The sequence below is a fragment of the Novosphingobium rhizosphaerae genome, assembly GCF_050920675.1.
GTDB lineage: Bacteria > Pseudomonadota > Alphaproteobacteria > Sphingomonadales > Sphingomonadaceae > Novosphingobium > Novosphingobium rhizosphaerae.
This window is the reverse complement of sequence record NZ_CP137861.1, coordinates 3,869,914-3,895,655: the sequence shown is the minus strand read 5'-3', so window position 1 is coordinate 3,895,655 and position 25,742 is coordinate 3,869,914. Positions and strand designations below refer to the sequence as shown.

Below are 25,742 nucleotides of genomic sequence, written 5' to 3'. Positions count from 1 at the left end.
ATGGCCGGCCTCGCCCAGGCACCGGTGTTCCGCGCGCTCACCCGCCCACAGATGTTTGCCGGCGTGACGTTTTCGTTCTTCGTCATCAACATGGCGGTGACGACCGAGGCCTTCCTGATCACCCACAGCTTCCTGTCGTTGCCCATCGCGCTGGTGGTGCATGGCCTGGGCTATATGGCGGCGCTGCGCGAACCGCGCGTGTTCGACCTGTGGCTCGTGCGCGTCAGCCGCTGCCCCCGCGTGCGCAACTGGCGCCGCTGGGGCTGCAACAGTTACGCGCCATGACTGGGCGTTGGAAAGGCCCAGCCGCCTGGGCACGGCGCGAGGCGCGGGCCGGCGACCGGCTGCCTTATTCCCATCATCTGGACGACGCCACGCTGGCCCTGCGCGATGGCAGCCTGATGCGCGTGATCCGTGTGGACGGGCTGCCGTTCGAGACCGAAGACGCCGCGCAGCTCGACCATATGCTGGCCGTGCGCGAAACGATGTTGCGCAGCGTGCTCGACGCGCGTTTCGTGGTCTATCACCATGTCGTGCGGCGGCGCGTGGCGGCCGGGCTTGACGCGGCCTTTCCCGATCCCTTTTCGGCGGCGGTCGATGCGGCGTGGGGCGCGCGGCTGGCGGCCACGCCGCTGTTCGTGAACGAGCAGTTCCTGACCCTGGTGCGCCGCCCGGCGCGCGGCAAGGCCGGCTGGCTGGAGCGGCTGGGGCGCAAGACGCGCGGCAGCACGGCCGATGCGCCACGCGCCCTGCGCGATCTGGAAAGCGCGAGTGCGGCGCTGCTCGGCGCGCTGGGCGGCTATCGCGCGCGGGCCTTGGGCACGGTGGTGCAGGGCGGCACGCGCTGGTCGGAACCGCTGGCGCTGCTGTCCGCGCTCTACAACGGCGAGTGGCGCGGGGTGGCGCTGCCCGATGGGCCGACCGACCTGGGCCACCACGTTCCCTATGCCCGCGTATCGTTCGGGCTGGAGGCGATCGAGACGCGCCGGCCGCAGGGCCGCGATTTTGCCGCGATGATCAGCCTCAAGGACTATCCCGACACCACCCGCGCCGGCATGGTCGATGCGCTGCTGCGCCTGCCATGCGAATTGGTGCTGACCGAAACCTTTGCCCCGGCCGACCGCCAGATCGCGCGCGAGAGGATCGACCTGGCGCTGCGCCGGCTGAAATCGGCCGACGAGGAAGCCATGGCCGAGCGCGCGCAGATGCACGCCGCGCGCGATGCGCTGGGTGCGGGCGCGGCCGGTTTTGGCGATCATCACCTCACGGTCATGGTGCGCGAGGGCAGCCTGGCCGCGCTGGAAGGCGCGAGCGCGGCGGCGATGAATGCGCTGGCAGACCTCGGCGCGATCGCCGTGCGCGAGGACGTGAACCTGGAGCCGGCATTCTGGGCGCAGTTTCCCGGCAACGAACACTATGCCGTGCGTCGTGCGCTGATCTCCACGGCCAACGCCGCCGGGTTCCTCTCGCTCCACGGCTTTCCCCTGGGGCAGGCACAAGGGAACCATTGGGGCCAGGCGATCACGGTGTTCGAAACCACCAGCGCCACGCCGTTCTTCTTCAATTTCCATCGCGCCGACCTGGGCAATTTCACGGTGATCGGGCCATCCGGCTCGGGCAAGACGGTGGTGCTCAATTTCCTGGCGTCGCAGGCGCAGAAGGTGGCGCCGCGCATGGTGTTCTTCGACAAGGACCGCGGCGCGGAAATCTTTTTGCGGGCGATGGGCGCGCACTATGCCCGGCTTATTCCGGGCGAACCGACCGGGTTCAATCCGCTCGCCCTGGCCGACAGCGCGGAGAACCGCGCGTTTCAGCGCGATCTGGTGGCCTGCCTGGTCCAGGCGGAAACCGCGACGGAGCGGGCGCGCATTGCCGATGCCATCGATGCCCTGCACGAAGGGCCACCGCACTTGCGCCGCTTGCGCTTCCTGGCCGATCACCTTGCGGGGCAGGCGCGTCCCGATCCAGGCGACCTGGCCAGCCGCCTGGCGCCGTGGGTGCACGATGGCCCGCACGCCTGGCTGTTCGACAACGCGCACGACCGGTTGGATATTTCCGCGCGCACGCTGGGCTTTGACATGACGCGGCTGCTGGACCTGCCGCTGCTGCGCACCCCGGCGATGATGTACCTGTTCCACCGCGTGGAAGAGCGGCTGGACGGCACGCCAACGATGCTGCTGATCGACGAAGGGTGGAAAGCGCTGGACGACGAGGTCTTTGCCGCGCGCATCCGCGACTGGCTGAAGACCCTGCGCAAGCGCAACGCCATCGTCGGCTTTGCCACGCAAAGCGCGCGCGATGCGCTCGACAGCCGGATTGCCAGCGCGCTGGTGGAACAGACCGCCACGATGATCTTCACCCCCAATTCGCGCGCGCGGTGGGAGGATTACGGCGAGGGTTTCGGCCTTTCCGCGCACGAGGTGGACCTGATCCGCGCGCTGCCGGCGCAAAGCCGCTGCTTCCTGGTGCGCCATGCCAACACTTCGGTGCTGGCGCGGCTGGACCTGGCGGGCAGCCCGGAAGTGCTCACCGTGCTGTCTGGCCGGGAAGCGAGCGTGCGCCGGCTCGACTCGCTGCGGGCCGAACTGGGGGACGATCCCGCCTTGTGGCTGCCCGCGTTGACCGGCGTGGCGTGGCCGGGCCTGGCGCCTTCCGCGCTGGCGGAGGCGGCGGAATGATCTGCCCGGCGATCTCGGTGGCCGATGGCAGCACTATCGCTTCGGCGCTCGATGCGGTGGATTGCCTGTCGGGCCAGGCCACCGCGCAGGCCTTTGCCCGCCTGTTCGGCAGCCATGGTGGGCTGACCGTGGCGCTGACCATGGGGCTTACGATCTATGTCGCGCTGATCGCGATCGGGCTGGTCACCGGGCGGGTCACGCTGGGCCTCGCCAGCCTAAGCCCGCGGGTGATGACATTGGGCCTGGCGCTGACCTTTGCCACATCGTGGATGGCGTACCAAAACGTGGTGTGGGGCCTGCTTTCGGGCGGGCCCGACCAGGTGGCGGGCATGGTGCTGGGCATCCGGGGCAGCGCTTCCCACGCCTTTGCCCAGCATCTCGACACGCTGTTCAACGCGGTAAGCGATGCGGCCGAACGTGCCCATGCCGCGCAGGGCGATGCCAAGGGCACCACGCCGGGCGACATGCTGTCTTACGCCGCCATGCTGCTGTTGCTGGGCACCGTGGGCGTGCTGGTCACCAGCCGCATCGCGCTGGCCGCGCTGCTTGCCGTTGGGCCGGTGTTCCTGATCCTGGCGCTGTTTTCGGGCACGCGTGGGCTGTTCGAAGGCTGGGTGAAAGGGGCGGTGCTGTTTGCCCTGGTGCCGCTGTTCACCGTGCTGATCGGCGCGGGCGCGCTGGCGCTGGCCGATCCGGTGGTGGCAGATCTGGGCGCGGGCGAGGTGGATATGCGCAGCGCCACGGCGGTGTTCCTGGTGGCGGCGGTGCATTGCGCGCTGATGGCCATGGTCTTGAAAGTGGCGACCACGCTGGTGGCCGGCTGGCGGATCGACGCCCTCATCGCGCCGTGGCTGGGTGGCGCGGGCGATTCTGTCCGCGCGCCAGGTTCCTATCCCACCATGGCGCCAGCGGTGGTGCCAGGGCAGGCTGGGCAGCCCGCTGGTGGCACGACGGGGAGCACGCCACCCCGCGATCCGCGCATCCATGCCATTGTTGCGGCCATGGCCCCGCCTGCCATGCCAGCGCCGGCCGCCATGCCCGGCGTATCGGTTGCTGGCCCGTCCCGTGCCCGCGCGATGCCGCCATCGACGGCAACGACATCCGCGCCGGGCGTCAGCCGCGCACAAAGCCTGGGCCGCAGCCTGGGCGCGCCGGAGAACACATGATGACCGCCAAGGCTTTCCTGTCCTCCCTCGTCACGCTGGTGCTCGCACTGGCGCCGGGCGAGGCGCGCGCCGCGGATGCGCGCGTCCAGCACCTGGCGTTTCATGAAAACCAGGTGATCGCCATCGCCGCGCGCCCAGGCTATGAAGCCACGATCGCCTTTGCCGATGGCGAGCAGGTGGAAAACATCGCGATCGGCAGTTCGGCGATGTGGCAGATCACCCCCAATCGCCGGGCCGACCGCGTGTTCGTCAAGCCCACCAGCGCGCGCGCTGTGGCCACCAACATGACCGTGATCACCGATCGGCACACCTATCTGTTCGCCCTGCGCGTGGGGCTGGCGGGAGAGCCGCTGTTCCTGCTGCGCTTTTCCTATCCCGATGATCCGCCGCCACAGCCACCGGCCACGCCCGAAGCGGCGCTGACCACCGCTGCGACCGATGCTGGAATGGTGGCGGCGCCCAATCCCGCCCTCGATCCGGCCACGCTGCATTTCGGCTGGACCATGCGCGGCGCGCGCGCGCTGCTACCCGATCGCGTGTTCGATGATGGCCACGCGGTCTACCTTGCCTGGCCCAAGGGGCGCGACCTGCCGGCCGTGCTGGCGCCCGCGCCAGCCGGAGTAACCGCCGGCGATGGTGCCAAGGCCCGGCGGCAGGCCGAAGGGCCGGTCAACTATGCCAGCCAGGGCGATTACCTGGTGATCGACGGGCGCCATGCCACGCTGGTGCTGCGTTCGGGCAAGGATGTGGCCTGGCTGGAACGCGATGCGCCCATGGCCGAAGTGCCCACGCCGCCGCTCGCCATGGCAAGCGGGCCGGCACAACCGCAAGGTTTGGCGAAATGACCCACGACTTCACCGATCCGCGTGCCGACATGACGCAAGACAGCCTTGCCGAAGCCAGCCGCAACGCTTTTCCCGTGGTGGCCGGCAGCACGTTGGGCAAGGATCGCGGGGGCATGACGGCCGGCGTGGCGATTGCCCTGGCACTGGGCGGTCTTACCTTCTTCACCATGCACGGCCGCAGCGAGAATGCCCCGCCGCTTGCCCCGCCGGCATCGAGCCCGACGCCGCTGCCGGCGCTGTCCTCGCCGATCGCGCCCGCCCCGGCTTCGACCACGGCGGTTGCCACCCCGCCGCCGCCCACCCCAGCGCAGCAGGCCGTGCTCGATCGCATGCCGGCAAGCCAGATGGCCGATCCCGGCGCTGCGCCGGTCATGGTCTATGATACGTCGGCCGCCGAAGCGCCCGTGCGGACTGCTGCCACACCTGTTGCGCCCGGCGGACCAGCCACGCCCCAGCAAAACCTGACGGAGAACGAAGCGTTTGGCACGCGCGTGGGCAATGCCGGGGTGGAAACCGCCAGTGCCACGCGTATCGCCGATCTTTCCAACACCGTCACCCAAGGCACGCTGATCCCGGCAATCCTGGAAACCGCGATCGACAGCGATCTGCCCGGCTATGTGCGCGCGGTGGTAAGCCAGGATGTGAAAAGCTTTGACGGGCGGCGCGTGCTGATCCCGCGGTCCTCGCGCCTGATCGGGCAATACAAGAGCGGTCTCGCCGCCGGGCAGACCCGCGCCTATGTCATGTGGACGCGGCTGATCCGGCCCGATGGGGTGACGGTGGCGCTGGCCTCGCCCGGCGTGGAATTCAACGGCCAGTCGGGCTTTTCGGGCAAAGTGGACAACCATTTCTTCAAGCGCTTTGGCGCGGCATCGATGCTTTCTGTGATCGGCGGGTTGGGCGCGCTTGCGGGGGGCAGCGCCAGCGTTCTGATTGCCAACAGCGGGACAAGCGCGGCTTCGGTCGCGGCGCAGCGCGATGCGCAGATCCCGCCTACGGTGCATGTGGCGCAGGGCCAGCCGATCCGCGTATTTACCGCGCGCGACCTGGATTTTGCCCCGGTGGCGCGGTGAGGGGGGCGCGGTGATTGCCGATCCCGTCCTGGCGGCGGCGCTGGCGCCGCTCCTGCCCTTTCTGGCGCGGCCCGATGTTTGCGAAGTGATGGTCAACCGGCCGGGGCAAGTGTGGGTGGAAGCGGCCGGCGCGCCACAGATGGAATGCCATGACGTGCCTGCGTTGGATGAGCGCGCGCTGCGCCGCCTGGCCGAGCAGGTCGCGCGGATCAGCCACCAGGGGGTCAATCGCGCGCAGCCGCTGCTGGGGGCGACATTGCCCGATGGCGCGCGCATCCAGTTCGTCGGGCCGCCTGCCACCCGTACCGGATGGGCCATGGCCATCCGCCGCCACCGCGTGGTGGACCTGCCACTGTCGGCCTGGGCGCCCCAAGGGCCGCTGGCTTTGCCGCCATTGCCCGAAACGGACGGCATGGCCGAAGATCCGCTGGGTTGGCTGGCGCAGGCGGTGGCCGCGCGGCGCACCGTGCTGATTGCTGGCGGCACGTCGAGCGGCAAGACCACTTTCCTCAATGCCCTGCTGGCGCAAGTGCCGCGCGGCGATCGCGTGCTCGCGGTGGAAGACACGCCGGAAATTCGCCTGGCGCAGCCCAATGCCCTGGGCCTGGTAGCGGTGCGCGGGGAGCTTGGCGAAGCGCAGGTGGATACCGATGCGCTGCTGCGCGCCGCGCTGCGCCTGCGCCCCGATCGCATCGTGCTGGGCGAGTTGCGCGGGGCCGAGGCAATCACCTTCCTGCGCGCGATCAACACCGGCCACCCGGGCTCGTTCACCACGATCCACGCCAACAGCTGTACCGGCGCGCTGGAGCAACTGGCCTTGCTGGTGATGCAGGCGGGCCTGGGCCTCGCCCGGCGGGAAACCTTGCACTATGCAGCGCAAGTGATCGATGTTGTGGTGCACCTGGGCCGCCAGGATGGGCGGCGGGCGATTACGGGCATGGCCCTGGCGCGCGATCTGGTGGCGGGGATGGCATGATGGCGCGGCGTGAAGCAGCACAGGCAGCAAGGACGAGACAATGAAGCTTCCCCTGATCGCCCCCGCCGTCCGCCCGCGCGCCGGCTTGCCGCTGGGCATGCAACTCATGGCCCTGCTGGTCTGCGCGCTGGTGGCGGCGCAGGCGGTCACGCTGGGGCTGACCGTGCTTTTCCCGCCCAGCCCGCAATCGCGCTGGTCGATCGACGAAGTGGCGCAGGGCCTGTCTGGCGCGGCGCTTTCCACCCGGCTCGAACGCGCGCAACTGGCCGGCCCGCCCGATATCGGCGGTGCCGGCTGGCTGGTGGCGCCGGCCGCGCGCGATGCCCTGGCCACGCGGCTGCACCGCCGTGGCGAGGATGTGGTGCTGGCATTCTATACGCAGTTGCCGGTGGGCGGGATCGCCGTCCCTGCCGCGCGCCCGGCTGCACTGGCCCGCCAGGACAACGGGCCGCTCGGCTGGATGGTGGGCACGGCCCGCGCCCAGGGCATGCCTGGCGGCGGTGGCCCTCCTGGCGGAGGCTTTCCGGGCGGCCCGCAAGGTGGCATGCCGGGCGGCGGATTTCCCGGCGGCGGGATGCCCAAGGGCCCCGCTGCCGGCATGCCGGGTGGCCGGGCGCCGACAGCATCGGCCCCGGCACCATCGAGTGGCGCCCGGACCCCGGCGGCGCCCCCGGTCGGCCCCGCGCCGGCCACTGCCGTCAACAGCGCGCCGATTGCCTTGCCCACCGGCATGCCGGCCCCGCTGCTCATTCCCGCGCCGGTGCCGCAAGTGCCTCCCGGGATTGGCGGCGCCCCCGTCCGCCCACGCGCACCGGCCGTGCGTCCGGCCGAACCGGCCAGCGCCAACACCGTGGCCAGCGTGCCCGAACCGGCGCCCGGCCCGGCCACGCCAACGGGGTCGGGCGCCATCGCGCCGCCCGTGGACCAGCCCAAGCCGGCTGCCAGGCCTTCGACCGCCGCCACGGCCGCGCGGCCGCAACCGATTCCGTTTCGCCAGCCGGGGCAGGGTGGCTGGCTCGCGCTGACCACGCCGCCGTTCATCGAAGGGGATTTCGTGGCCGGCGTGCGCGGCGCCGATGGTCGCTGGACGGTGGTTGCGCCGCGGGCGGAACCCTTTCCCAACCGCTGGCAGCGGCAGGTGGCGCTGTGGTTCCTGTTGTCCTTGGCGATCGTCAGCCCGCTGGCCTGGCTCTTTGCCCAGCGGATCGTGCGCCCGCTGGAAGGCTTTGCCCACGCCGCCGAAACACTGGGCCGCGATCCGGCGGCCACGATCCTGCCGCTGTCCGGCCCGGCCGAGATCGGTCGCGCGGCCCATGCCTTCAACCAGATGCGCAACCGCTTGCGTGCCTTCGTGGATGATCGCACCGCGATGGTGGGGGCGATCAGCCACGATCTGCGCACCCCGCTGACGCGGTTGCGCTTTCGCCTGGAAAACGTGCCCGATGACCAGCGGGAGGGCCTGCTCAAGGAAGTGATGGAGATGGAAGCGATGATCAGCCAGGTCATCGCCTTCATCCGCGATGCTTCTACCCCCGGGCCGCGCCGCGTGGTCGATCTGGGGCAACTGGTGGCGGCCAGCGTGGAAGATGCCCGGCTGGTGGGCGGCGCCGTTTCGGCAGAACCGGCCGCGCCCCTGGCCGTGGAAGTGGACCCGGTGCAAATCCGACGCCTGCTCGACAACTTGCTGGAAAACGCGATCAAGTACGGGCAAAGCGCCAAGGTGAGAGTGCGGGCGGAAGAAGACGAGGTCGTGGCCGAGATCGTCGACGCTGGCCCGGGCATTCCCGAGGAGGACCGCGAGCACGTGTTCGAGCCGTTCTATCGCAGCGAGGCGGCGCGCCGTTCGGGCAAGCCGGGCAGCGGGCTTGGCCTGGCGGTGTGCCGTTCCATCGCCCGCGCCCATGGTGGCGAGATCCGCTTTGCCCAGAGTGCGGAAGGCTTTGTCACGCAAGTGCGCGTGCCGCGCCTGTTTGGTGAAAGCGCGCGCCTGGCAGCATGAGGCGCGCGGCCTTTCTGATCGCGGCCTGCGGCTGTGCGCAAGCGCTGGGAGCCGGCGCGGCGCGGGCTGACGAGAACACGGCGCAAGCGGCAGCGCCCGCCGCTGCCGGGGCGAACGCGGGGTTGGACCAGTGGATGGTGGCACTGTCTGGCGGCGTCACGCGCCCCGATGGCGGCGTGGCGGCGCCGTTTGCCCAGGCCGGGCTGACCCGGCGGCTGGGCCAAGGCTATGTGCGGCTGGCGGGCACCGCCTATCGCAGCGCGCAGGCCCAGGTTTCGCCCTATCCACCCAGCACCTATCGCGTGGCCAGCCTGGCCGGCGGGGGTACTTTTGATGGCTGGATCGTGGAACTGCAGGGCACACTGGGGCGCCAGCGTCAGGGCCGCGTGACTGGCCCAGCAGGCCTGGCACGCGTGCGTGCCGCGCTGCCGACCACCACATTGTTCGGGTTGAGTGGTTCGGTGGGCCGTAACCTGGCGCTGCACCAAGGATGGTTGCTGACCCCGACGCTTTCGGCCGGTTTCGTGCAATCGCGCCTGGCCACCGGCGTCAACGGCGCCACGCAGGCCATGCCGGCGTGGTCGGGCGCATTGCATCTGCGCCTCGATCGCACAATCAAGGGCCCGTTCGAGCGCAGCGTGGGGGCGTTCGTCTCTGGCCGGTGGACCAGCAATGCCGCGGTATCGCTACAGCCCATGGGGCAAGGCGGCGTGGCTGGCGGGGGCGAGGGTGCCGGGCCGGGCGGGGTTGGCACTGGCGGCAGCGTGGGGCCGGGCGTGGGCCTGGTTGCAAGCCGGGTGCCCGATACCTGGGTGGAATTGGGCGTGGCCGCCAATATCGGCCTTTCGCGCCATCTCTGGCTCGATGCCTTTGCCACGCGCAGCCTGGGCCAGGTGGCGGGACAAAGCAGCGCGGTGGGACTTGGCCTGCGCCGCACGTTCTGAACGGTTGCTGGGCTGACGATGTTGAGGGTGGCTCCCTGAGTAGGATTCGAACCTACGGCCGCTCGATTAACAGTCGAGAGCTCTACCGCTGAGCTATCAGGGAACAGGCCCGGCGTGGCCGGGGTATGTGTCCTTCTGTGCAAGGACAGAAGGAAATGGCTCCCTGAGTAGGATTCGAACCTACGGCCGCTCGATTAACAGTCGAGAGCTCTACCGCTGAGCTATCAGGGAACAGGCCCGGTTGCCCGGGTCAGGTGCGCGCTAATAGCACTCATTTCGGCCATGGCAAGCCGGCGCGGGGCAAATTTTTCCACAGCGCGGAGTGCCGAACCTGCCGCCGCAGCAGGGCGTGCGGAGATTTGGCCTGGGGTGGAGCGAGAATGGCTGTCTTCGAGAACCGGACCGCAGCGTACTTTCATGTACGTGAGGACCGGAAACGCAGAAGGCGGCCGTTCGCAGCCCGCCCCAGGCCAAATCTTCACGCCCTCAACTCATGAATTGTTCGGCGAAAATCCGCTCGTCCAGGCTGCGGCCGCGGTCGAACAGCAAAGTCAGCTGGTGGTCGCGCCAGGCGCGCACGCGCACTTCGCTCACTTCGCGCACTTCCTTCTGGTCGGCCACGACCAGCACCGGGCGCTTGACCGATTCGAGCACGCGGAACACCATTTCGGCCGTGTCGGGCAGGATCGCGCCGCGCCAGCGCCGCGGGCGGAACGGGCTGATCGGGGTAAGCGCCAGGATATTGGCGCCGAGCGGCAGGATCGGGCCATTGGCCGAAAGGTTGTAGGCGGTCGATCCCGCGGGCGTTGCCACCAGCACGCCATCGCACGAAAGCTCGGGGATGCGCACCTTGCCGTTGACGGTCACTTCCAGCTTGGCGGTCTGGCGGGTTTCGCGCAGCAGCGAAACTTCGTTGATGGCATAGCAGCTTTGCGTTTCGCCATCGCTGGTCACCGCGTCCATGCGCAGCGGGCTGATCGCCACGGGGCGGGCGCGGGCCACGCGCTCTTCCAGCGCGCGGCTGCTTTTCTGGCGGTTCATCAGGAAACCCACGGTGCCCAGGTTCAGGCCATAGGCCGGGACCACGCGATCGGCATCGAGCATCTGGTGCAGGACTTGCAGCATATAGCCATCGCCGCCCAGCACGACCACGGCTTCCGCCTCGTCGAACGGCACCCAGGCGTGGGCCTTGGCCAGCGCGGCGGCGGCCTCTTGCGCGCGGTCGGTGGGCGAAGCAAGCAGGGCGAGCCGTTCGTAGCTTGCGCCGCTTGGCGATCCGATCGTTGCCGTCATCATGCATCCCCTGCCGCAAGGACCTGCGGCGAACTGGGGGCGTGATATGGGGCGACCCATTATGGCGCAATGCGAAAATGTCTGAGGTATGTCGCAGGGCAGACAACGCCCGATGCGCTCTGCTAGGGCGGGGCGACAATGACCACGCCCGGCCGCCCGATCAGCCCATTGTGCCCGACGGGCGCGTTCCGACCGACCCTGCGCGTGAGGCAAATGGCGGGCGCGACGGGCTGACCGGCCTGCCCGATGCCGGCGCGGCGCGCGCCTGGCTCGATCAGGCGGGCCGGGGCGGGTTCGTCCAGGCCATGCTGATCGGCCTCAATCGCTTTCAGGCGGTGAACCTGGCCTTTGGCCATCGCGGCGGGGATCGCGTGCTGGCCGAAGTGGCGCGGCGCATTGCCCATTTCGCCGCGCAGGACATGGCGATCTGCAACAGCGCGCGGGGCGGCATCCTGGTGGCGCGGGTTTCCGGCGGGGAGTTCCTGGTTGCCAGTGCCCGGCCGGTAAGCCGCGAGCGCTGGCAATTGCTGGCCCAGGGCCTGGCGCGCAGCGTGGCACGGCCGCTTTCGCTCGGCGGCGAGGTGGTGCGCCTCTTGCCGCGCATTGCCCTGCTGCGCGGCCAATCGGGCGAGGGCGGCGGCGCGCTGCTCGACCGGCTGGACCAGGCGCTGGCGCAATTGCTGCGCGGCGGGGCGCGGCGGCTGTTGTGGGCCGATGGCAGCCATCCGGCTCGCGGGCGCAGCGCAGCGCGGCTTGAAGCAGACCTGATCGGCGCGCTGCACCGCGGCGAGATCGCCGTGCTCTATCAGCCGCAGTTCCGCGTGGCCGATGGCGCGCTCGCCGGGGCCGAAGCGCTGGCGCGGTGGGAGCATCCGGGCATGGGCCGGATCGGCGCGGAAACCCTGTTTGCGGTGGCCGAACGGGCCGACCAGATGGCGCCGCTATCGCAAGCGATCGCCAGCACGGCGCTTGCCGGCGCGCGCGATTGGCCAGCGGGCATGCGCCTGTCGCTCAACATCACGGCCGAGGATTTTGCCTTGCCCGATTTTGCCGGTGGGTTGCTGGCGCGGGCCGAGGCTGCGGGCTTTGCCCCGATCGGCTGACCGTGGAAATCACCGAGCAGACCCTGATCGCCGATTTCGAGGCATGCGCGGACGCATTGCGCACCCTGGCCGCGCGCGGGGTGGCCGTGGCGCTCGACGATTTCGGTACCGGCTTTTCCAACTTCCGCACGTTGAAAGCCTTGCCGCTCGACACGCTCAAGCTCGATCGCTCGCTGGTGCGCGACGTGGCGCGCGATGGGCGCGACCGCGCGATCCTGGCGGCCATTGTGGCCATGGCCCGCGCCCTCTCGCTCTCTGTGGTGGCGGAGGGGGTTGAAAACGAAGCGCAACTCGCCGTGCTGGCCGAAGAAGGCGTGGACTTGTTCCAGGGCTTCCTGCGTGCCGGGCCGATGGATGGTGCCGCCATGGCGCGGATGGCGGCCGGGAGCCCGGCCTGACCGCTCCGGCGATCAGGCGGCTTTCTTGCCGGCGCGCCGCGCGATGGTGGACAGGCCCTTGGTCAGCTGCACCAGCCCGTTGAGGCGCCCTTGCGGATCGCCCCAGGCGCGCTGGATCACCAGCTTGTTGTCGGGGCGCAGCTTGGCAGTGCCTTTCAGCCGCTCGACATAGGCGACCAGGCCCATGGGATCGGGGAAATCGTCGTTGTGGAACGACACGAGCACGCCCTTGGGCCCCACGTCGATCTTGGCAATGCGGGCCTCGATCGCCTGGCGCTTGACCTCGATCAGCTGCAAGAGGTTCTGCGTGGGTTGCGGCAGCGGGCCGAAGCGGTCGATCATCTCGGCCGCCAGCGCTTCCACCGCATCGGCGCCTTCGGCATCGTTCATGCGGCGATAGAGCGCCATGCGCACGGCCAGATCGGGCACATAGTCTTCGGGGATCATGATCGGCGCATCGAGCGTGATCTGTGGAGACAATGCGTCGCGCTCGCGCGCCATGCCGATCTCGCCGGCCTTGGCCGCCATGATCGCGTCTTCCAGCATGGACTGGTAAAGCTCGAAGCCCACTTCCTTGATATGGCCCGATTGCTCGTCGCCCAGCAGATTGCCCGCGCCGCGCAGATCCAGGTCATGGCTGGCCAGCTGGAACCCGGCGCCCAGCGAATCGAGATCGCCCAGCACCTTGAGGCGTTTTTCCGCCACTTCCGACAGGGCCTGGTTTTCCGGATAGGTGAGATAGGCATAGGCGCGCAGCTTGCCCGGCCGACGCGGCCACGCAGCTGGTAAAGCTGGGCCAGGCCAAAGCGATCGGCGCGGTGGAGCACGATGGTGTTGGCACTGGGAATGTCGATCCCGCTTTCCACGATCGTGGTGGACAGCAGCACTTCATAGCGCTTTTCATAGAAGGCGCTCATGCGGTCTTCCACTTCGGTCGGGCTCATCTGCCCATGCGCCGTCACGAAGCGGATTTCCGGCACGTTGAGGCGCAGCCAGTCTTCCACTTCGGCCATGTCGGCAATGCGCGGCACGACGATGAAGCTCTGCCCGCCGCGCTGGTGCTCGCGCATCAAGGCCTCGCGCATGGTGACATCGTCCCACGGCATCACATAAGTGCGCACGGCGAGGCGATCGACCGGCGGGGTCTGGATCGTGGACAGTTCGCGCAGGCCCGACATGGCCATCTGCAAGGTGCGCGGGATCGGCGTGGCGGTGAGCGTGAGGACGTGGACGTCGGTTTTAAGCTCCTTGAGCTTTTCCTTGTGCGTCACGCCAAAGCGCTGTTCCTCGTCCACGATGACCAGGCCCAGCCGCTTGAATTCCACCGATTTGGAAAGCAGCGCGTGGGTGCCCACGACAATGTCCACCGTGCCATCGGCGAGGCCAGCCCGCGTCTGCGTGGCTTCCTTGGCCGGCACGAGGCGCGACAGGCGCCCGATCTGGAGGGGGAAGCCCGAGAACCGCTCCACGAAATTGCTGTAGTGCTGGCGCGCGAGCAGGGTGGTTGGGGCAATCACCGCCACCTGGTGCCCGGCCATGGCCGAAACGAACGCCGCGCGCAGGGCCACTTCGGTCTTGCCGAAACCGACGTCGCCACAGACCAGCCGGTCCATCGGCTTGCCTTCGGCCATGTCGCCCAGCACATCGTCGATGGCGCGTTCCTGGTCCTCGGTCTCGTCCCAGGGGAAGCGGTCGACGAACGGGCCATAGCTGGCCGGATCGACGGCGAGCACATCGGCCTGGCGCAGGGCGCGCAGCGCGGCGGTGGCCATCAGCTGCCCGGCCATTTCCAGGATGCGCTCGCGCATGCGCGCCTTGCGCCGCTGCCAGCCTTCGCCGCCCAGCTTGTCGAGCGCGACGTTTTCGCTCTCGGCGCCATAGCGCGAAAGCACGTCGAGGTTTTCGACCGGAATGTAGAGCTTGTCGCCCCCGGCATACGTCAACTGCACGCAATCGTGCGGGCTTTGGCCCACGGTGATCGCTTCGAGGCCCTCGTAACGGCCGATGCCATGGTCCATGTGGACCACCAGATCGCCAGGGGTGAGCGCAGACAGCTCGGCCAGGAACGCGTCGGCGTCCTTGCGCTTCTTCTTGCGGCGCACCAGGCGGTCACCCAGGATGTCCTGCTCGGTCAGCAGTTCCAGGTGTCGTTGGCAAAGCCCTGTTCCAGCGGCAGGACCACGGCGACCGGGCGGCCGCTGGCAGCCAGGCCCAGCGCTTCCTGCCAGGTATCGGCCAGCGCCGGTGCCTGCTTGCCCGCCTCGGCCAGCAGCGAGGCGAGGCGTGAACGCGAGCCGGTGGTATAGGCCGCGACGATCGGCTTGAGACCGCGCGTGCCGAGCGCGGCCAGGTGCTTGGCCGCGGCTTCATAGATATTGACGCCTTGCGCGCGGTCGGGCGTGAAATCGCGCGAGCTGGAAAAGCCGAAGTCGATGACACTGGCGCTTTCCGGCTCGGCAAAGATCGAGGCGCGATGCACTGGCCACCCGGCCAAGGCGCGATCGAGCTCTTCGCGCGTGAGATAGAGCGCGTCGGGCTTGAGCGGGCGATAGGTGCCCGATTGGCGGGCCGAGGCTTCGGTGCGCGCGGCATAGTAATCGGCGATGTCATCGAGCCGGCTCTCGGCGGCCTTGGCGGCGGCGCTGTCGAGCACCACCAGGTCGCCCTCGGCCAAGTGATCGAACAGCGTGACCATCCGCTCTTCGAACAGCGGCAGCCAGTGTTCCATGCCGGCCAGGCGCCGGCCTTCGCTGACCGCCTGATAAAGCGCGTCGCCGGTGGCGTTGGCCCCGAAGATTTCGCGATAGCGGCTGCGGAAGCGCTTGATCGAGGTTTCGTCGAGCAGCGCCTCGCTGGCGGGCAGCAGCAGGTGGGTTTCCACCGGCTGGACCGAACGTTGCGTGGCCGGATCGAACAGGCGCAGCGTTTCCAGCTCGTCGCCGAAGAAATCGAGCCGCAGCCCGTGATCGAGCCCGGTGGGAAAGATATCGAAGACCGAGCCGCGCACGGCATATTCGCCTGCGTCCACCACGGTGTCGGTGCGCGAATAGCCCTGGCGCTGGAGCAGCGCGATCAGGCTTTCGCGGCCGATTTCCACGCCGGGGGTGAGCAGCCGGGTGGATTCGCGGATGCGAAACGGGGTGAGCGTGCGTTGCAGCACGGCGTTGATCGTGGTGACCAGCAGTTGCGGCCGCCCGTCGCGCTTGTGCTGCAGCTTTTGCAGGGCCGCCAGCCGCCGCGCGCTGATCGACAGGGCGGGGGAGGCGCGGTCGAACGGCAGGCAGTCCCACGCGGGGAAATCGATCACGTCCAGTTCGGGCGCAAAGAACGCCGCGCTTTCCACCAGGGCACGCAGGGCGGTGTCATCGGGCGTGATGAACACGCAGCGGCCCTGCGTCTTCGCCGCCGCAGCGGCACGGGCGAGGTCCGCCATGACCAGCGGCTGCGCGCCGCGCGCCACGCTGGCAAGCGTCAGCGGGCTGCGGGCGGAAAGGATGCGGGAAAGGTCGGGCATGGCTGGGTTCTTTTGGCGGACGTTGCGTGCGCGCCCTTCGACAGGCTCAGGGCGAACGGAGATTGTTTTGTTGTTCCTGGACGGACTCAAGCGGTGGTGCCGGGGGCTTCGACAAGCTCAGCCTGAACGGGGAAACACGAAACATTGCAACAATGTTCCGTCCGCCCTGAGCCTGTCGAAGGGCGGCAGGCGCCACGTCAGCGTGGAATCTCCACGTAGTCCAGTTGGCGCATGCGGTCCATCAGCGGGCCGGCATATTCCTCCGGCACCGACAGCGTGCCAGGGCCCAGCCCAGGATGTCGACGTCTTCCTCGTCCAACAGGGTTTCGAACCAGACGGCTTCGGCTTCACCCCATTCACCGTGGAAACGGTCGAAATAGCAGCCGATCATGTAGTCGGCCTCACGCGTGCCGCGATGCCAGGCGCGGAATTTCATGCGCCGCAGGCGTGCTTCGTCCAGTTTGCCAAAGTCCGGGCCGGATTCAGGAGTCGCAGTCGTTTCGGTCATAAGGGCTGCGGGTAAGCCAGCTTGCCCCATGGCGCAACGGCCCCATGGTGATTATGGGAGCCCCATGCGCCCCGATTTGCTCAATCCCCTGTTTGCCGAGGCCACCAGCCTGAAAGGCGTGGGCGCCGGCCTTGCCCGCCCGCTTGACAAGCTGGGGCTGACGCGGGTGCGCGACTTTCTCTATCACTTGCCCGATCGCTTCGTGCAGCGGCGCGCGGTGCAGACGCTGGATGAAGCGGCGCTGGGCGAGCAGATCATCGTGGCCCTGACCGTGCGCGAGCACCGCCAGCCGGCCGGGCGTGGCCCGTTCCGCGTGATTGCCGAAGACAGCGTGGGCAACCACGTGTCGATCACCTATTTCGGCCGGGCATCCTACACCGGCAAAAAGGCGCTGCCGGTGGGCGAGAAGCGCTGGGTGGCCGGGCGGCTCGACCAGTTCGGCCAGACCTGGCAGATCGTCCACCCCGATCATGTGAGCGAGGACAGCGCAGGCCTGCAAGGCCAGATGACCGAGGCGGTCTATCCCTTGTCCGAAGGCCTGACCCAGGGCCGCATCGCCACGCTGGTGCACCAGGCGCTCGCCCAGGCGCCGCGCCTGCCCGAATGGATCGAGCCAGGCCTCTTGGCGCGCGAGGAATGGCCCGCCTGGCACGAGGCGCTGGCGCGGACGCACCAGGCACCCGACAAGCGCGCCAAGGATCGCCTGGCCTATGACGAACTGTTTGCCAATGCGCTGGCGCTGATGCTGGTGCGCGCGGCCAACCGCAGCCGGGTGGGCCAGCCGCTGAAAGGCGATGGGCACTTGCGCGCGAAGCTGAACCTGCCCTTCGCGCTGACCGGTGCGCAAACCCGCGCCATTGCCGAGATCGAGGGCGACATGGCGCAAGGCTCCCCCATGTTGCGCCTGCTCCAGGGCGACGTGGGTTCGGGCAAGACCGCCGTGGCGCTCCATGCCATGCTGGTGGCGGTGGAGGCAGGCGGCAGGCGGCGTTGCTGGCACCCACCGAAATCCTGGCGCGCCAGCATGCCGATACCCTGGCCAAGATGGCGCGCGGCACCGGGGTGAACATCGCGTTGTTGACCGGCCGCGACAAGGGCCGCGCCCGCGAGGCGCTGTTGATGAACCTGCTGGATGGCGAAATCGACATTCTGGTGGGCACCCATGCGATTTTCCAGGACAGCGTGGGCTATCGCAACCTGGCGCTGGCGGTGATCGACGAGCAGCACCGCTTTGGCGTGGGGCAGCGCCTGATGCTGACCAAGAAAGCGCGCGCCACGCCGCACTGCCTGGCGATGACCGCCACCCCGATTCCGCGCACGCTGACCCTGGCGCAATATGGCGAGATGGAAGTCTCGCGGCTCGACGAAATGCCACCCGGCCGCCAGGCGATCGACACGCGCGTGGTGGCGCAGGAGCGCTTGCCCGACGTGATCGACGGGATCGGCCGGCACATCGCCGCCGGGCACCAGGCCTATTGGGTTTGCCCGATGGTGCGCGAGGCGGAGAACGAGGACCTGGCCGCCGCAGAAGCGCGCCACGCCATGCTGGCCGAACGCTTTGGCGAGCGTGTGGTGATGGTCCACGGCCAGATGCGGCCCGAAGCCAAGGACGCGGCGATGGAGCGCTTCGCCAGCGGGCAAGCGAGCCTGCTGGTGGCGACCACGGTGATCGAAGTGGGGGTAGACGTGCCCAATGCGACGCTGATGGTGATCGAGCAGGCCGAGCGCTTTGGCCTGGCGCAGTTGCACCAGTTGCGCGGGCGCGTGGGGCGGGGCAGCCAGAAGTCCACCTGCCTGCTGCTGCGCGGCGACATGGTGAGCAAAGTGGGCCGCGAACGGCTGGCCCTGATGCGCGAGACGCAGGACGGGTTCCTGCTGGCCGAGGAAGACTTGCGTCTGCGCGGCGGCGGCGAATTGCTCGGCACGCGCCAATCGGGCGATACGCCGTTTCGTGTCGCCGATTTCGAACAGATCGCCAACCTGCTGCCGATTGCCCACGATGACGCGCGGCTGTTGATGGAGCGCGATGGCGGGCTGGATTCCCCGCGCGGGCAGGCGGCGCGCGTGCTGCTCTACTTGTTCGAGCGCGATTGGGGCGTGCAACTGCTGCGCGGCGGTTGATGCTGCCACACCCTTGATTTCGCAACGTTCCTGACACTTGCCTGCTGTTGCCACCGGGCAACACCTGGCGGTGTTTGCCCCGCCACGTCTGCCGCCTTGCGCGACATGGCTTGACACCTGGCGCATACGAATCCTATTTATCGTATAAATAAGACTTCACTGTTTTCCGGGAGGGGCTTTTCATGCATCTCGATTTCCGTCGCGTTCTTTGTGCAACCAGTGTCCTGGCGCTGGCCATGGGCTCTCACGCTGCTTTCGCGCAAGCCGCCGACAATGCCGCCGCGCCGCAATCGGCTGCTGATGAAGCCCCGTCGGACCAGGCGATCGTCGTCACCGGGCTGCGCGCTTCGCTGCGCGACGCGCTCAATGCCAAGCGCACCACCACGGTGGTGGCCGAAACCATCAGTTCCAAGGACATCGGCGTCCTGCCCGATGTGACCATCGCGGATTCGCTGGGCCGCCTGCCGGGCGTGACCGCCACGCGCGATCGCGGCAATGCCAGCCAGGCCGCGGTGCGCGGCCTTGGTCCGCGCCTGGTGCTGGGCCTGATCAACGGGCGCGAAGTGGCTTCGTCGGAACCCGACCGCAACGTGCGCTGGGAAATCTACCCGTCCGAAATCGTCTCGGGCGTGACGGTCTACAAGGCACAGAGCGCAGACTTCATCGCCGGGGGCGTGGCCGCCACGATCGACATCCAGACGATCAAGCCGCTCGATTACCATGGGCCCGCCTTCACCGTGCGCGGCGGCGCGATCTATAACGATGGCGGCAAGGACATTCCGGGCTATTCGGGCCTCGGCGCCCGCGGCAGCGCGCAATATGTCGGCAAGCTGACCGACAACCTCGGCCTGGTGATCGGTGGCACCTACCAGCGCCAGAAGAACGGCTTCGAAAGCTTCCAGGGCTGGGGCTATAACACCGTCGACACCGGCAGCCCGCCGACCGACGCCAGCGGCAACAAGATCAACACCCCCTGGGGCGCGCAGGCCGAAGTCAAGGGCCTGACCGAAACCCGCTGGAGCACCACGGCCGCCTTGCAGTGGAAGCCGGGTTCCTATTGGGACATCACGCTCGACGGCCTCTATTCCAACATCAAGATCGACGAAAACCAGGCGCAGCAGTGGTACGGCCGTTCCAACGGCTGGGGCGACTGGGGCGGCAACTTCGGCCAGGCCGGCGATATCTACCAGCAGGGGAACTACACGCTCGCCGGCAACACCGTGACGGGCGCCACGCTCAACAACTATTCCTCGGTCACCAACGTTTTCGGCAAGTATACCGAGGACAAGACCCTGTTCGTCTCGGGCCTCAACGCCAAGTACGATGACGGCACCTGGTCGGTGAAGACCGACGTTTCCTATTCCAGCGCCAAGCGCAACAACCTCTATCGCTCGGTGGCGACGGAATTCTATCCCTCCACCACCACCTTTGCCACTGGCGCGGGCCAGGTGCCGTCGGTCTCGATCAGCGGTGCCAACGTGGGCGATACCAGCGCGCAGACGGTGCAGAGCTATTACCCCGGCATCTATGACGGGCCGCAGCGCCTGCACGATGACCTGGGCGCCGGGCAGATCGACATCCGCCGCGCGGTCAACAGCGGATGGCTTTCGGGCATTGGCGTGGGCCTGCGCTATTCCAACCGCGTCAAGAGCCTGGCCTATGGCAGCGGCAGCATCGCCACCGTGGGTGGCGGCAACGTCACGCTCAACGCGTCGGACCTGACCGCCTTCAACACGAGCAATTTCACCGTGCCGACGATGGTCTGGGGCGATTTCGACACCATCGCCAGCCAGGCGGTGGTCTATACCCCCGGCGCCGACGATCCCACCAAGGGCTGGCGCGTGCGCGAAGACGACATGGAAGGCTATGTGATGGCCGACCTGGCCGGCAATGGCTTTTCGGGCAACGTCGGCGTGCGTTTCGTCGACGTGGTGACGCACAGCACGGGCACGTCTGCCTCCACCAGCTGGGACGGCACGGCCAACGTGACCGTGCTTTCGCCGGTGAACGCGCAGAACCACTATTTCCGCGCGCTGCCCAGCATCAACCTGAACTTCGAGCTGACCGACATGCTCAAGCTGCGCGTGGCCGCAGCGCGGGTGATCTCGCGTCCGCCGCTTGATGAACTGCGGGCCAACCAGAACCTGTCGGTCTATCCGCCGCAGCTGACCGGTTCGGCCGGCAATCCCAACTTGCGCCCGTTCATGGCCACGCAGGGTGACCTGTCGGTGGAATGGTATTTCCACAAGGATGCGCTGCTGGCGGTTGCGGGCTATTACAAGGATGTCGATACCAACATCGGCTATGCCCAGACCACGCAGACGATCAACGGTGCCGATTACCTGATCACCGGCCCGGCCAACGGCAAGGGCGGCTATATCGCCGGTATCGAAACCACGTTGCAGACGCCGTTCTACTTCATCCCCGGCCTCGACAAGTTCGGCATCTATGCCAACGCTGCCTTCGTGAAGTCTGACCTCAAGGAACTTTCGCCCAGCACCAATCCGTTCCCGGCGGTGGGCCTGGCCGATTTCACTGGCGAGGTTGACCTGTGGTATTCCGACCATGGCATCGACGCGCGCCTGGCGCTCAAGCACCACAGCCCGTTCACGGTGATCTACGGCTGGGACGCATCCAAGCTCACCCGCCTGGAAAGCGAAACCACGCTGGGAGCCAGCATCGGCTATACCATCACCAAGAACATCTCGGTGCGCGTGCAGGCCAACAACCTGACCAACCAGGTGGCGCGGTTCTATTGGAACAACGACGCCAACCAGATCGCGCGCTATGAAAAGTATGGCCGCAGCTATCTGGCCGACATCACGGTTCGTTATTGATCCTTGCCGGATCACGGGGCCGGCCCGATCCTCTCCCCGGGTCGGCTCCAAACTGCAAGGGGCGCTGCAGCGATGCGGCGCCCTTTTTCTTTGGCGGTGGCGCGGGGCTATGCAACAAGGGCGCATGACCCGCCGCATCGTGCGCCTCCTGCTCGGCCTGCTCTATTTCGCGGCCGGCGTGCTTCATCTGGCCATTCCCGCGCCGTTCCTGAAAATCACGCCAGCGTGGGTGCCGCACGCGCCGCTGGTGATCGCGCTGACCGGCCTTGCCGAACTGGCCGGCAGCGTGGCGTTGGTCCAGGGGTTGAGCCCGGCCTTGCGCCGCGCGGCGGGATGGGGGCTGGCTGCTTATGCGCTGTGTGTGTGGCCGGCCAATATCAACCACATGATCATGGACCTGGCGCGGCCCGATCATGGCCTGGGCCTTGGCTATCACATCCCGCGCATGCTGGCGCAGCCGGTGCTGATCTGGGCGGCGCTGTGGGCGGGCGGGGTGCTTGGGCGCCGCCGTTCGTTTGAAAACGGGCGGTCATGAAAAAGCCCCCTCCTCTTTGCAAGGAGGGGGTTGGGGGTGGTGCCAGGCCTGGCGCGACCGTTCGAAAAAGCGGGACCCCGGCACAAGTCCGGGGTGACGATCAAGGCTTGGCTTGCGGCTTGTACGTCTTGCCCAACCAGTCGAACGCCGGCAGCGCCTCGTGGCGCTTGATGTCGAACATCGCGGCGTTTTCCCAGCTCGATCCGGTGCCCCAGCGCGTCTTGCACTGGGTGGAAACCCAGTCCGGCGCCCAATAGACCACGCCGTTGCCGCCATTGTTGACCACAGTCTGGGTCAGGTCTTCCAAATACTTGAGCTGGCCCTTGGGGCTGACCGGATAGCCGGGAATGGCGCTGTCCGATCCCAACAAGTTGGTGGTGTCATCGGCATGATCGTCGGAAAAGGCATAGGCCGTTTCCACCACCCAGACTTGCGCGCCATAGCGGCGGTGGGCGGCGTCGATCACTTTGCCCAGGCCCGAAAGATTGTATTTCGACCACTTGGAATAATAGCTGATGCCGATCACGTCGTAGTCCAGCACGCCCGCCGCCGTGGCATCGTCGAACCACGGGATCACGTTTTCGGGCTGGGCGATATGCAGCATGACCTGGATCGGCTTGCCATGGGCCTTGGCCGCCTCGCGCACGGCGCTGATCCCGGCATTGAGCATGCGGGCGTTGCGCGTCCAGTCGATCGGCTGGTCCTTGACCCCGCCCTGCACGGAAGCGTTGGTTTCGTTGCCCACCTGCACCATTTCGGGCAGCTGGCCGGCCGCCGCGAGCTTGTCGAGGATTGCGCGGGTATAGTCGTGCAGCGCCTTGACGTGGTCGTCGGTGGAAAGGCCGGCCCAGGCCGCCGGGGCAGGCTGCTTGTCGCCATCGGCCCAGTCATCGGAATAATGGAAATCGAGTAGGACGTTGAGGCCCGCCGCATGGGCGCGGGTGATCGTTTTCAGCACATCGGCATAGGTGCTGTACTGCGTCCACTTGGGGTCGTTCCACAGGCGCACGCGCATCACGTTGCCGCCATGCTGCTTGAGCAGAACGAAAGGATCGGCCGGCTTGCCATGGTCGAGGAATTTCGCCCCGCAGGCTTCCATCTCGTTGGTGAACGACAAGTCCGCGCCCAGGTAGAGCGTGGGATCGGGCGCGGCCATGGCGGAAGAGGCCATGAGCAGGGCGGGCGCGAAAGCCGCGCGGCGCAGAAGGTTCATGAACGGGGTGTCCTTGGCGTCAGGCATGGAAATAGAGGTCGAGGCTGGCGGGCTTCAAGCCCGGCGCGCTGGCGGTCAGGCGCGCGCCACCCGCTGCGCCGGCATTCTGCACCAGCACTTGCGCCAGGCCGTTGAACGCGCGGCGGGCGTTGCCCTTATCGGGCTCGGTGGAGGTGGGATTGCCATTGCCCAGGCCGATGATCCGCGCCGCGTTGGTGAGGGCGCCGGAAAGGGCAAAGGTGAGGGCGGTGTCTGCCGTGGGCACCAGATGGCCGGCGGCATCGGTCACTTCGACCCGCACGGCGGCCACGTCATTGCCATCGGCGGCCAGGCGCGTGCGCTCGGTTACCAGGCGCAGCGCAGCGGGCTTGCCGGCGGTGACGCGGGTATCGCGCGCGGCCAGCTTGCCAGCATTGTATCCGCGCGCTTCCAGCGTGCCGGGGGCGTAAGGCACTTGCCAGGCCAGGTGGCCGTTTTCGGGCATGTCCTTGCGGCCCAGCGACTTGCCATTGAGCAGCAGTTCCACGTGCGCGCAATTGCCGTGGACCCACACCTCGATCGGCTGGCCTTCGCGCCCTGTCCAGTTCCAGTGCGGAAGCAAGTGGACCAGCGGCTCGCTGCGCCGCCACCAGGCGCGATAGTAATAATAGTTGTCCTTGGGCAACCCGCACAAGTCCATCGCCCCGAAATAGCTGGAAACGCTGGGCATCTGCGGGAAGGGCGTGGGTTCGCCGCGATAGTCGAACCCGGTCCAGATAAAGCCGCCGGCAATGCCCGGCTCGGCCGCGACGACCTGCCACCATTCTTCCGCCGTGCTGGCCCACCAGGGATGCTCGGTATCGTAGGCGCGCACCACGTGGGCGGCGGCATCGTTGGCATAGGCGCCGCGCGTGGCCACGGTGCTGGCGGTTTCGGTGCCGATCACCGGCTTGCCGGGGTGGCGCTGGCGCCAGGCCGGAATCTTGTCGGTGCGATAGTTGAAGCCGACCACGTCCACGGCATCGGCGGCGCCGCCGTCCCAGCCCTTGTCCATCGCCTGGGTGGTCAGCCGCGTGGGATCGAGCTGCTTGCACCGCGCGACGAGCTGGGCCGAAATGCGCCGGCCGCGCTCGCTGCCCTGGTGGCCTTCCTCGTTGCCCACCGACCACAGGATGATCGACGGGTGGTTGCGCGAGGACAGGATCATGCGGTCGAGTTCGTCGAGCGCTTCGGGGTTGGTGGTGTTGAGCCGGGTTTCGGCCACCATCATCATGCCCGTGGCGTCGCAGATGTCGAGCAGCGCCTGCGATGGCGGGTTGTGCGCGCTGCGCCAGGCATTGGCGCCCATGCCCTGGGTCTGCGCCACGCGCCAGGCGTGCAGGGCATCGGGAATCGCCGTGCCGACGCCGGCGTGGTCCTGGTGGTTGCACACGCCCAAGAGCTTCACCGGCTGGCCATTGACGGCAAAGCCGCGCGTGCCGTCGAACGCCAGGGTGCGGATGCCGAAGCGGGTGATCGTGCGGTCCACTTCCCGGCCATCGACCAGCACGCTGGTTTCCAGGGTGTAGAGCTTGGGGGTTTGCGGTGACCACAGTTGCGGGGCGGCCAGGGCCAGATCGGCATTCACCGTGGCTTGCGCGCCCGCAGCCAGCGTGGTGGCGGCTTGCGGGGCGATTTCGCCCACCAGCGCGCCATCGGGGGCGAAGACGCGATGGCGCAATTGCGCGCTGCCGGCCGCTTCGGCGGCATTGGCGAGTGTGGTGGTGATGGCCACGCGGGCGCCGCTGCCGTCCACCGTGCTGCGCACGCAGGTGCCCCACTGCGGCACATGGAGCGGCGCGGCGCTGACCAGATCGACATGGCGATAGATGCCGGCGCCTTCATAGAACCAGCCTTCGCCCAGCGAGGCATCGACGCGCAGGGTCAACTGGTTGGGGCCGCCATCGTAATCGAGGAAATCGGCGATGTTGACGCGGAACGGGGCATAGCCCGAAGCGCTGCCGCCGGCTTCGTAGCCGTTCACGAAGACCTTGCAATCGCGGAACACGCCGTCGAATTCCAGCCATACCGTGCGGCCCTTATCCGCCGCGCCCACCGGCAGCTTGCGGCGATACCAGCCCACGCTGTTCTGCGGAAAATCGCGGCCGATGGCGCGAAAGCCGTGGCCGGCGGCCATGTCTTCCTGCTCCTTGGCCACCGGCTGCGCAGGCAGGGCATAAGGCAGTTCCACCGCCCAATCGTGCGGCACGCGCACCATGGCCCAGGCGCTGTCATCGAAATCGGGCTGGACGGCGGGCGACACGTCGAAGCCGGGCTTGGCATAGGTGCGCTGGAAGCGGCCAAAGCCGAAATCCTTGGCCATGTCGGCCGCGTGGCCCAGGGCAAAGCGCCAGCCATCGGCCAAGCGCTCCTGCCGGCGGGGCGAGGGTAGCGCCTTGTCCGCCATACGGGCGCCCGCAGCGGCTGCGGCGTTGGCCAGGGTGGGCGCGGCGCTGCCAGCCAAGCCGGCAAGGCCCAGGGCAAGTGCAGTGCGGCGATCGGTGGTGGGATGCATGGTCAT

Annotated in this window: 13 protein-coding genes, 2 tRNA genes and 4 pseudogenes; 12 read left to right on the top strand and 7 right to left on the bottom strand. The window is 68.1% G+C overall.

The genetic code is table 11. The features are described from left to right. The 8 genes from R9J51_RS17540 to R9J51_RS17505 are packed head-to-tail and all read left to right on the top strand — an operon-like array spanning position 1 to position 9,681. Entirely contained in the window at positions 1-285 is a 285-nt protein-coding gene (locus tag R9J51_RS17540) for a type IV secretion system protein VirB3 (protein ID WP_168556976.1), read from the top strand. After that, positions 282-2,678: a VirB4 family type IV secretion/conjugal transfer ATPase gene (locus R9J51_RS17535; RefSeq protein ID WP_179505255.1), complete on the top strand. Its 2,397-nt coding sequence runs from the start codon at positions 282-284 to the stop codon at positions 2,676-2,678. The genes R9J51_RS17540 and R9J51_RS17535 overlap by 4 nt, the downstream gene beginning before the upstream one ends. After that, entirely contained in the window at positions 2,675-3,844 is a 1,170-nt protein-coding gene (locus tag R9J51_RS17530; RefSeq protein ID WP_179505254.1) for a type IV secretion system protein, read from the top strand. The genes R9J51_RS17535 and R9J51_RS17530 overlap by 4 nt, the downstream gene beginning before the upstream one ends. Further along, the gene (locus tag R9J51_RS17525) at positions 3,841-4,689 is read left to right on the top strand and encodes a TrbG/VirB9 family P-type conjugative transfer protein (RefSeq protein ID WP_179505253.1); all 849 of its coding nucleotides are present in this window, start codon (positions 3,841-3,843) and stop codon (positions 4,687-4,689) included. Before R9J51_RS17530 ends, R9J51_RS17525 begins: the two co-directional genes overlap by 4 nt. After that, the gene (locus R9J51_RS17520; protein WP_179505252.1) at positions 4,686-5,762 is read left to right on the top strand and encodes a TrbI/VirB10 family protein; all 1,077 of its coding nucleotides are present in this window, start codon (positions 4,686-4,688) and stop codon (positions 5,760-5,762) included. Before R9J51_RS17525 ends, R9J51_RS17520 begins: the two co-directional genes overlap by 4 nt. Positions 5,763-5,772: 10 nt before the next feature. Then, a complete protein-coding gene (virB11, locus tag R9J51_RS17515; RefSeq protein WP_432787631.1) occupies positions 5,773-6,738 on the top strand; it encodes a P-type DNA transfer ATPase VirB11 in 966 nt (321 codons plus the stop codon). 40 nt (positions 6,739-6,778) lie between these two features. After that, a complete protein-coding gene (locus R9J51_RS17510) occupies positions 6,779-8,737 on the top strand; it encodes an ATP-binding protein (RefSeq protein ID WP_432787629.1) in 1,959 nt (652 codons plus the stop codon). Beyond that, positions 8,734-9,681, top strand: a complete 948-nt coding sequence (locus R9J51_RS17505; protein ID WP_179505250.1) for a hypothetical protein — start codon at positions 8,734-8,736, stop codon at positions 9,679-9,681. Before R9J51_RS17510 ends, R9J51_RS17505 begins: the two co-directional genes overlap by 4 nt. Positions 9,682-9,709: 28 nt before the next feature. On the opposite strand, the gene R9J51_RS17500 is transcribed toward R9J51_RS17505, so the two are convergent. From R9J51_RS17500 to R9J51_RS17490, 3 genes are all read right to left on the bottom strand, one after another. Then, positions 9,710-9,784, bottom strand: a tRNA-Asn gene (locus tag R9J51_RS17500). A gap of 53 nt (positions 9,785-9,837) precedes the next feature. Then, positions 9,838-9,912 (bottom strand) — tRNA-Asn (locus tag R9J51_RS17495). 255 nt (positions 9,913-10,167) lie between these two features. Then, positions 10,168-10,977: an NAD kinase gene (locus tag R9J51_RS17490; protein WP_246866300.1), complete on the bottom strand. Its 810-nt coding sequence runs from the start codon at positions 10,975-10,977 to the stop codon at positions 10,168-10,170. Between the two features lie 74 nt (positions 10,978-11,051). Here R9J51_RS17490 and R9J51_RS17485 point away from each other — a divergent pair. Next, positions 11,052-12,475, top strand: a pseudogene (locus R9J51_RS17485) (EAL domain-containing protein). A 12-nt stretch (positions 12,476-12,487) separates the two neighbouring features. Here R9J51_RS17485 and mfd read toward each other — a convergent pair. Together mfd and R9J51_RS17475 are read right to left on the bottom strand one after the other, a co-directional pair. Then, positions 12,488-15,989, bottom strand: a pseudogene (mfd, locus tag R9J51_RS17480) (transcription-repair coupling factor). Between the two features lie 197 nt (positions 15,990-16,186). Continuing rightward, positions 16,187-16,497 (bottom strand): annotated as a pseudogene (locus R9J51_RS17475) (succinate dehydrogenase assembly factor 2). Between the two features lie 64 nt (positions 16,498-16,561). On the opposite strand from R9J51_RS17475, the pseudogene recG reads away from it, so the two are divergent. From recG to R9J51_RS17460, 3 genes and pseudogenes are all read left to right on the top strand, one after another. Then, positions 16,562-18,618, top strand: a pseudogene (gene recG / locus R9J51_RS17470) (ATP-dependent DNA helicase RecG). A 236-nt stretch (positions 18,619-18,854) separates the two neighbouring features. Then, positions 18,855-21,455: a TonB-dependent receptor gene (locus R9J51_RS17465; protein WP_218843505.1), complete on the top strand. Its 2,601-nt coding sequence runs from the start codon at positions 18,855-18,857 to the stop codon at positions 21,453-21,455. 124 nt (positions 21,456-21,579) lie between these two features. Next, positions 21,580-21,990, top strand: a complete 411-nt coding sequence (locus R9J51_RS17460; protein WP_179505247.1) for a hypothetical protein — start codon at positions 21,580-21,582, stop codon at positions 21,988-21,990. 100 nt (positions 21,991-22,090) lie between these two features. On the opposite strand, the gene R9J51_RS17455 is transcribed toward R9J51_RS17460, so the two are convergent. Both R9J51_RS17455 and galA read right to left on the bottom strand, forming a co-directional pair. Next, positions 22,091-23,203, bottom strand: a complete 1,113-nt coding sequence (locus R9J51_RS17455; protein WP_179505246.1) for a glycosyl hydrolase 53 family protein — start codon at positions 23,201-23,203, stop codon at positions 22,091-22,093. Positions 23,204-23,222: 19 nt separating this feature from the next. Next, positions 23,223-25,742, bottom strand: coding sequence for a beta-galactosidase GalA (gene galA, locus R9J51_RS17450; RefSeq protein ID WP_432787628.1), 2,520 nt, complete (start codon positions 25,740-25,742; stop codon positions 23,223-23,225).

Bases quoted from the DNA above. Each gene is read 5' to 3' on its own strand.
- R9J51_RS17530 (WP_179505254.1), top strand. From the start codon at position 2,675: ATGATCTGCCCGGCGATCTCGGTGGCCGATGGCAGCACTATCGCTTCG.
- galA (WP_432787628.1), bottom strand. From the start codon at position 25,742: ATGACCATGCATCCCACCACCGATCGCCGCACTGCACTTGCCCTGGGC.
- R9J51_RS17460 (WP_179505247.1), top strand. From the start codon at position 21,580: ATGACCCGCCGCATCGTGCGCCTCCTGCTCGGCCTGCTCTATTTCGCG.
- R9J51_RS17510 (WP_432787629.1), top strand. From the start codon at position 6,779: ATGAAGCTTCCCCTGATCGCCCCCGCCGTCCGCCCGCGCGCCGGCTTG.
- R9J51_RS17535 (WP_179505255.1), top strand. From the start codon at position 282: ATGACTGGGCGTTGGAAAGGCCCAGCCGCCTGGGCACGGCGCGAGGCG.
- R9J51_RS17490 (WP_246866300.1), bottom strand. From the start codon at position 10,977: ATGATGACGGCAACGATCGGATCGCCAAGCGGCGCAAGCTACGAACGG.
- R9J51_RS17525 (WP_179505253.1), top strand. From the start codon at position 3,841: ATGATGACCGCCAAGGCTTTCCTGTCCTCCCTCGTCACGCTGGTGCTC.
- R9J51_RS17520 (WP_179505252.1), top strand. From the start codon at position 4,686: ATGACCCACGACTTCACCGATCCGCGTGCCGACATGACGCAAGACAGC.
- R9J51_RS17455 (WP_179505246.1), bottom strand. From the start codon at position 23,203: ATGAACCTTCTGCGCCGCGCGGCTTTCGCGCCCGCCCTGCTCATGGCC.
- R9J51_RS17540 (WP_168556976.1), top strand. From the start codon at position 1: ATGGCCGGCCTCGCCCAGGCACCGGTGTTCCGCGCGCTCACCCGCCCA.
- R9J51_RS17505 (WP_179505250.1), top strand. From the start codon at position 8,734: ATGAGGCGCGCGGCCTTTCTGATCGCGGCCTGCGGCTGTGCGCAAGCG.
- R9J51_RS17465 (WP_218843505.1), top strand. From the start codon at position 18,855: ATGGGCTCTCACGCTGCTTTCGCGCAAGCCGCCGACAATGCCGCCGCG.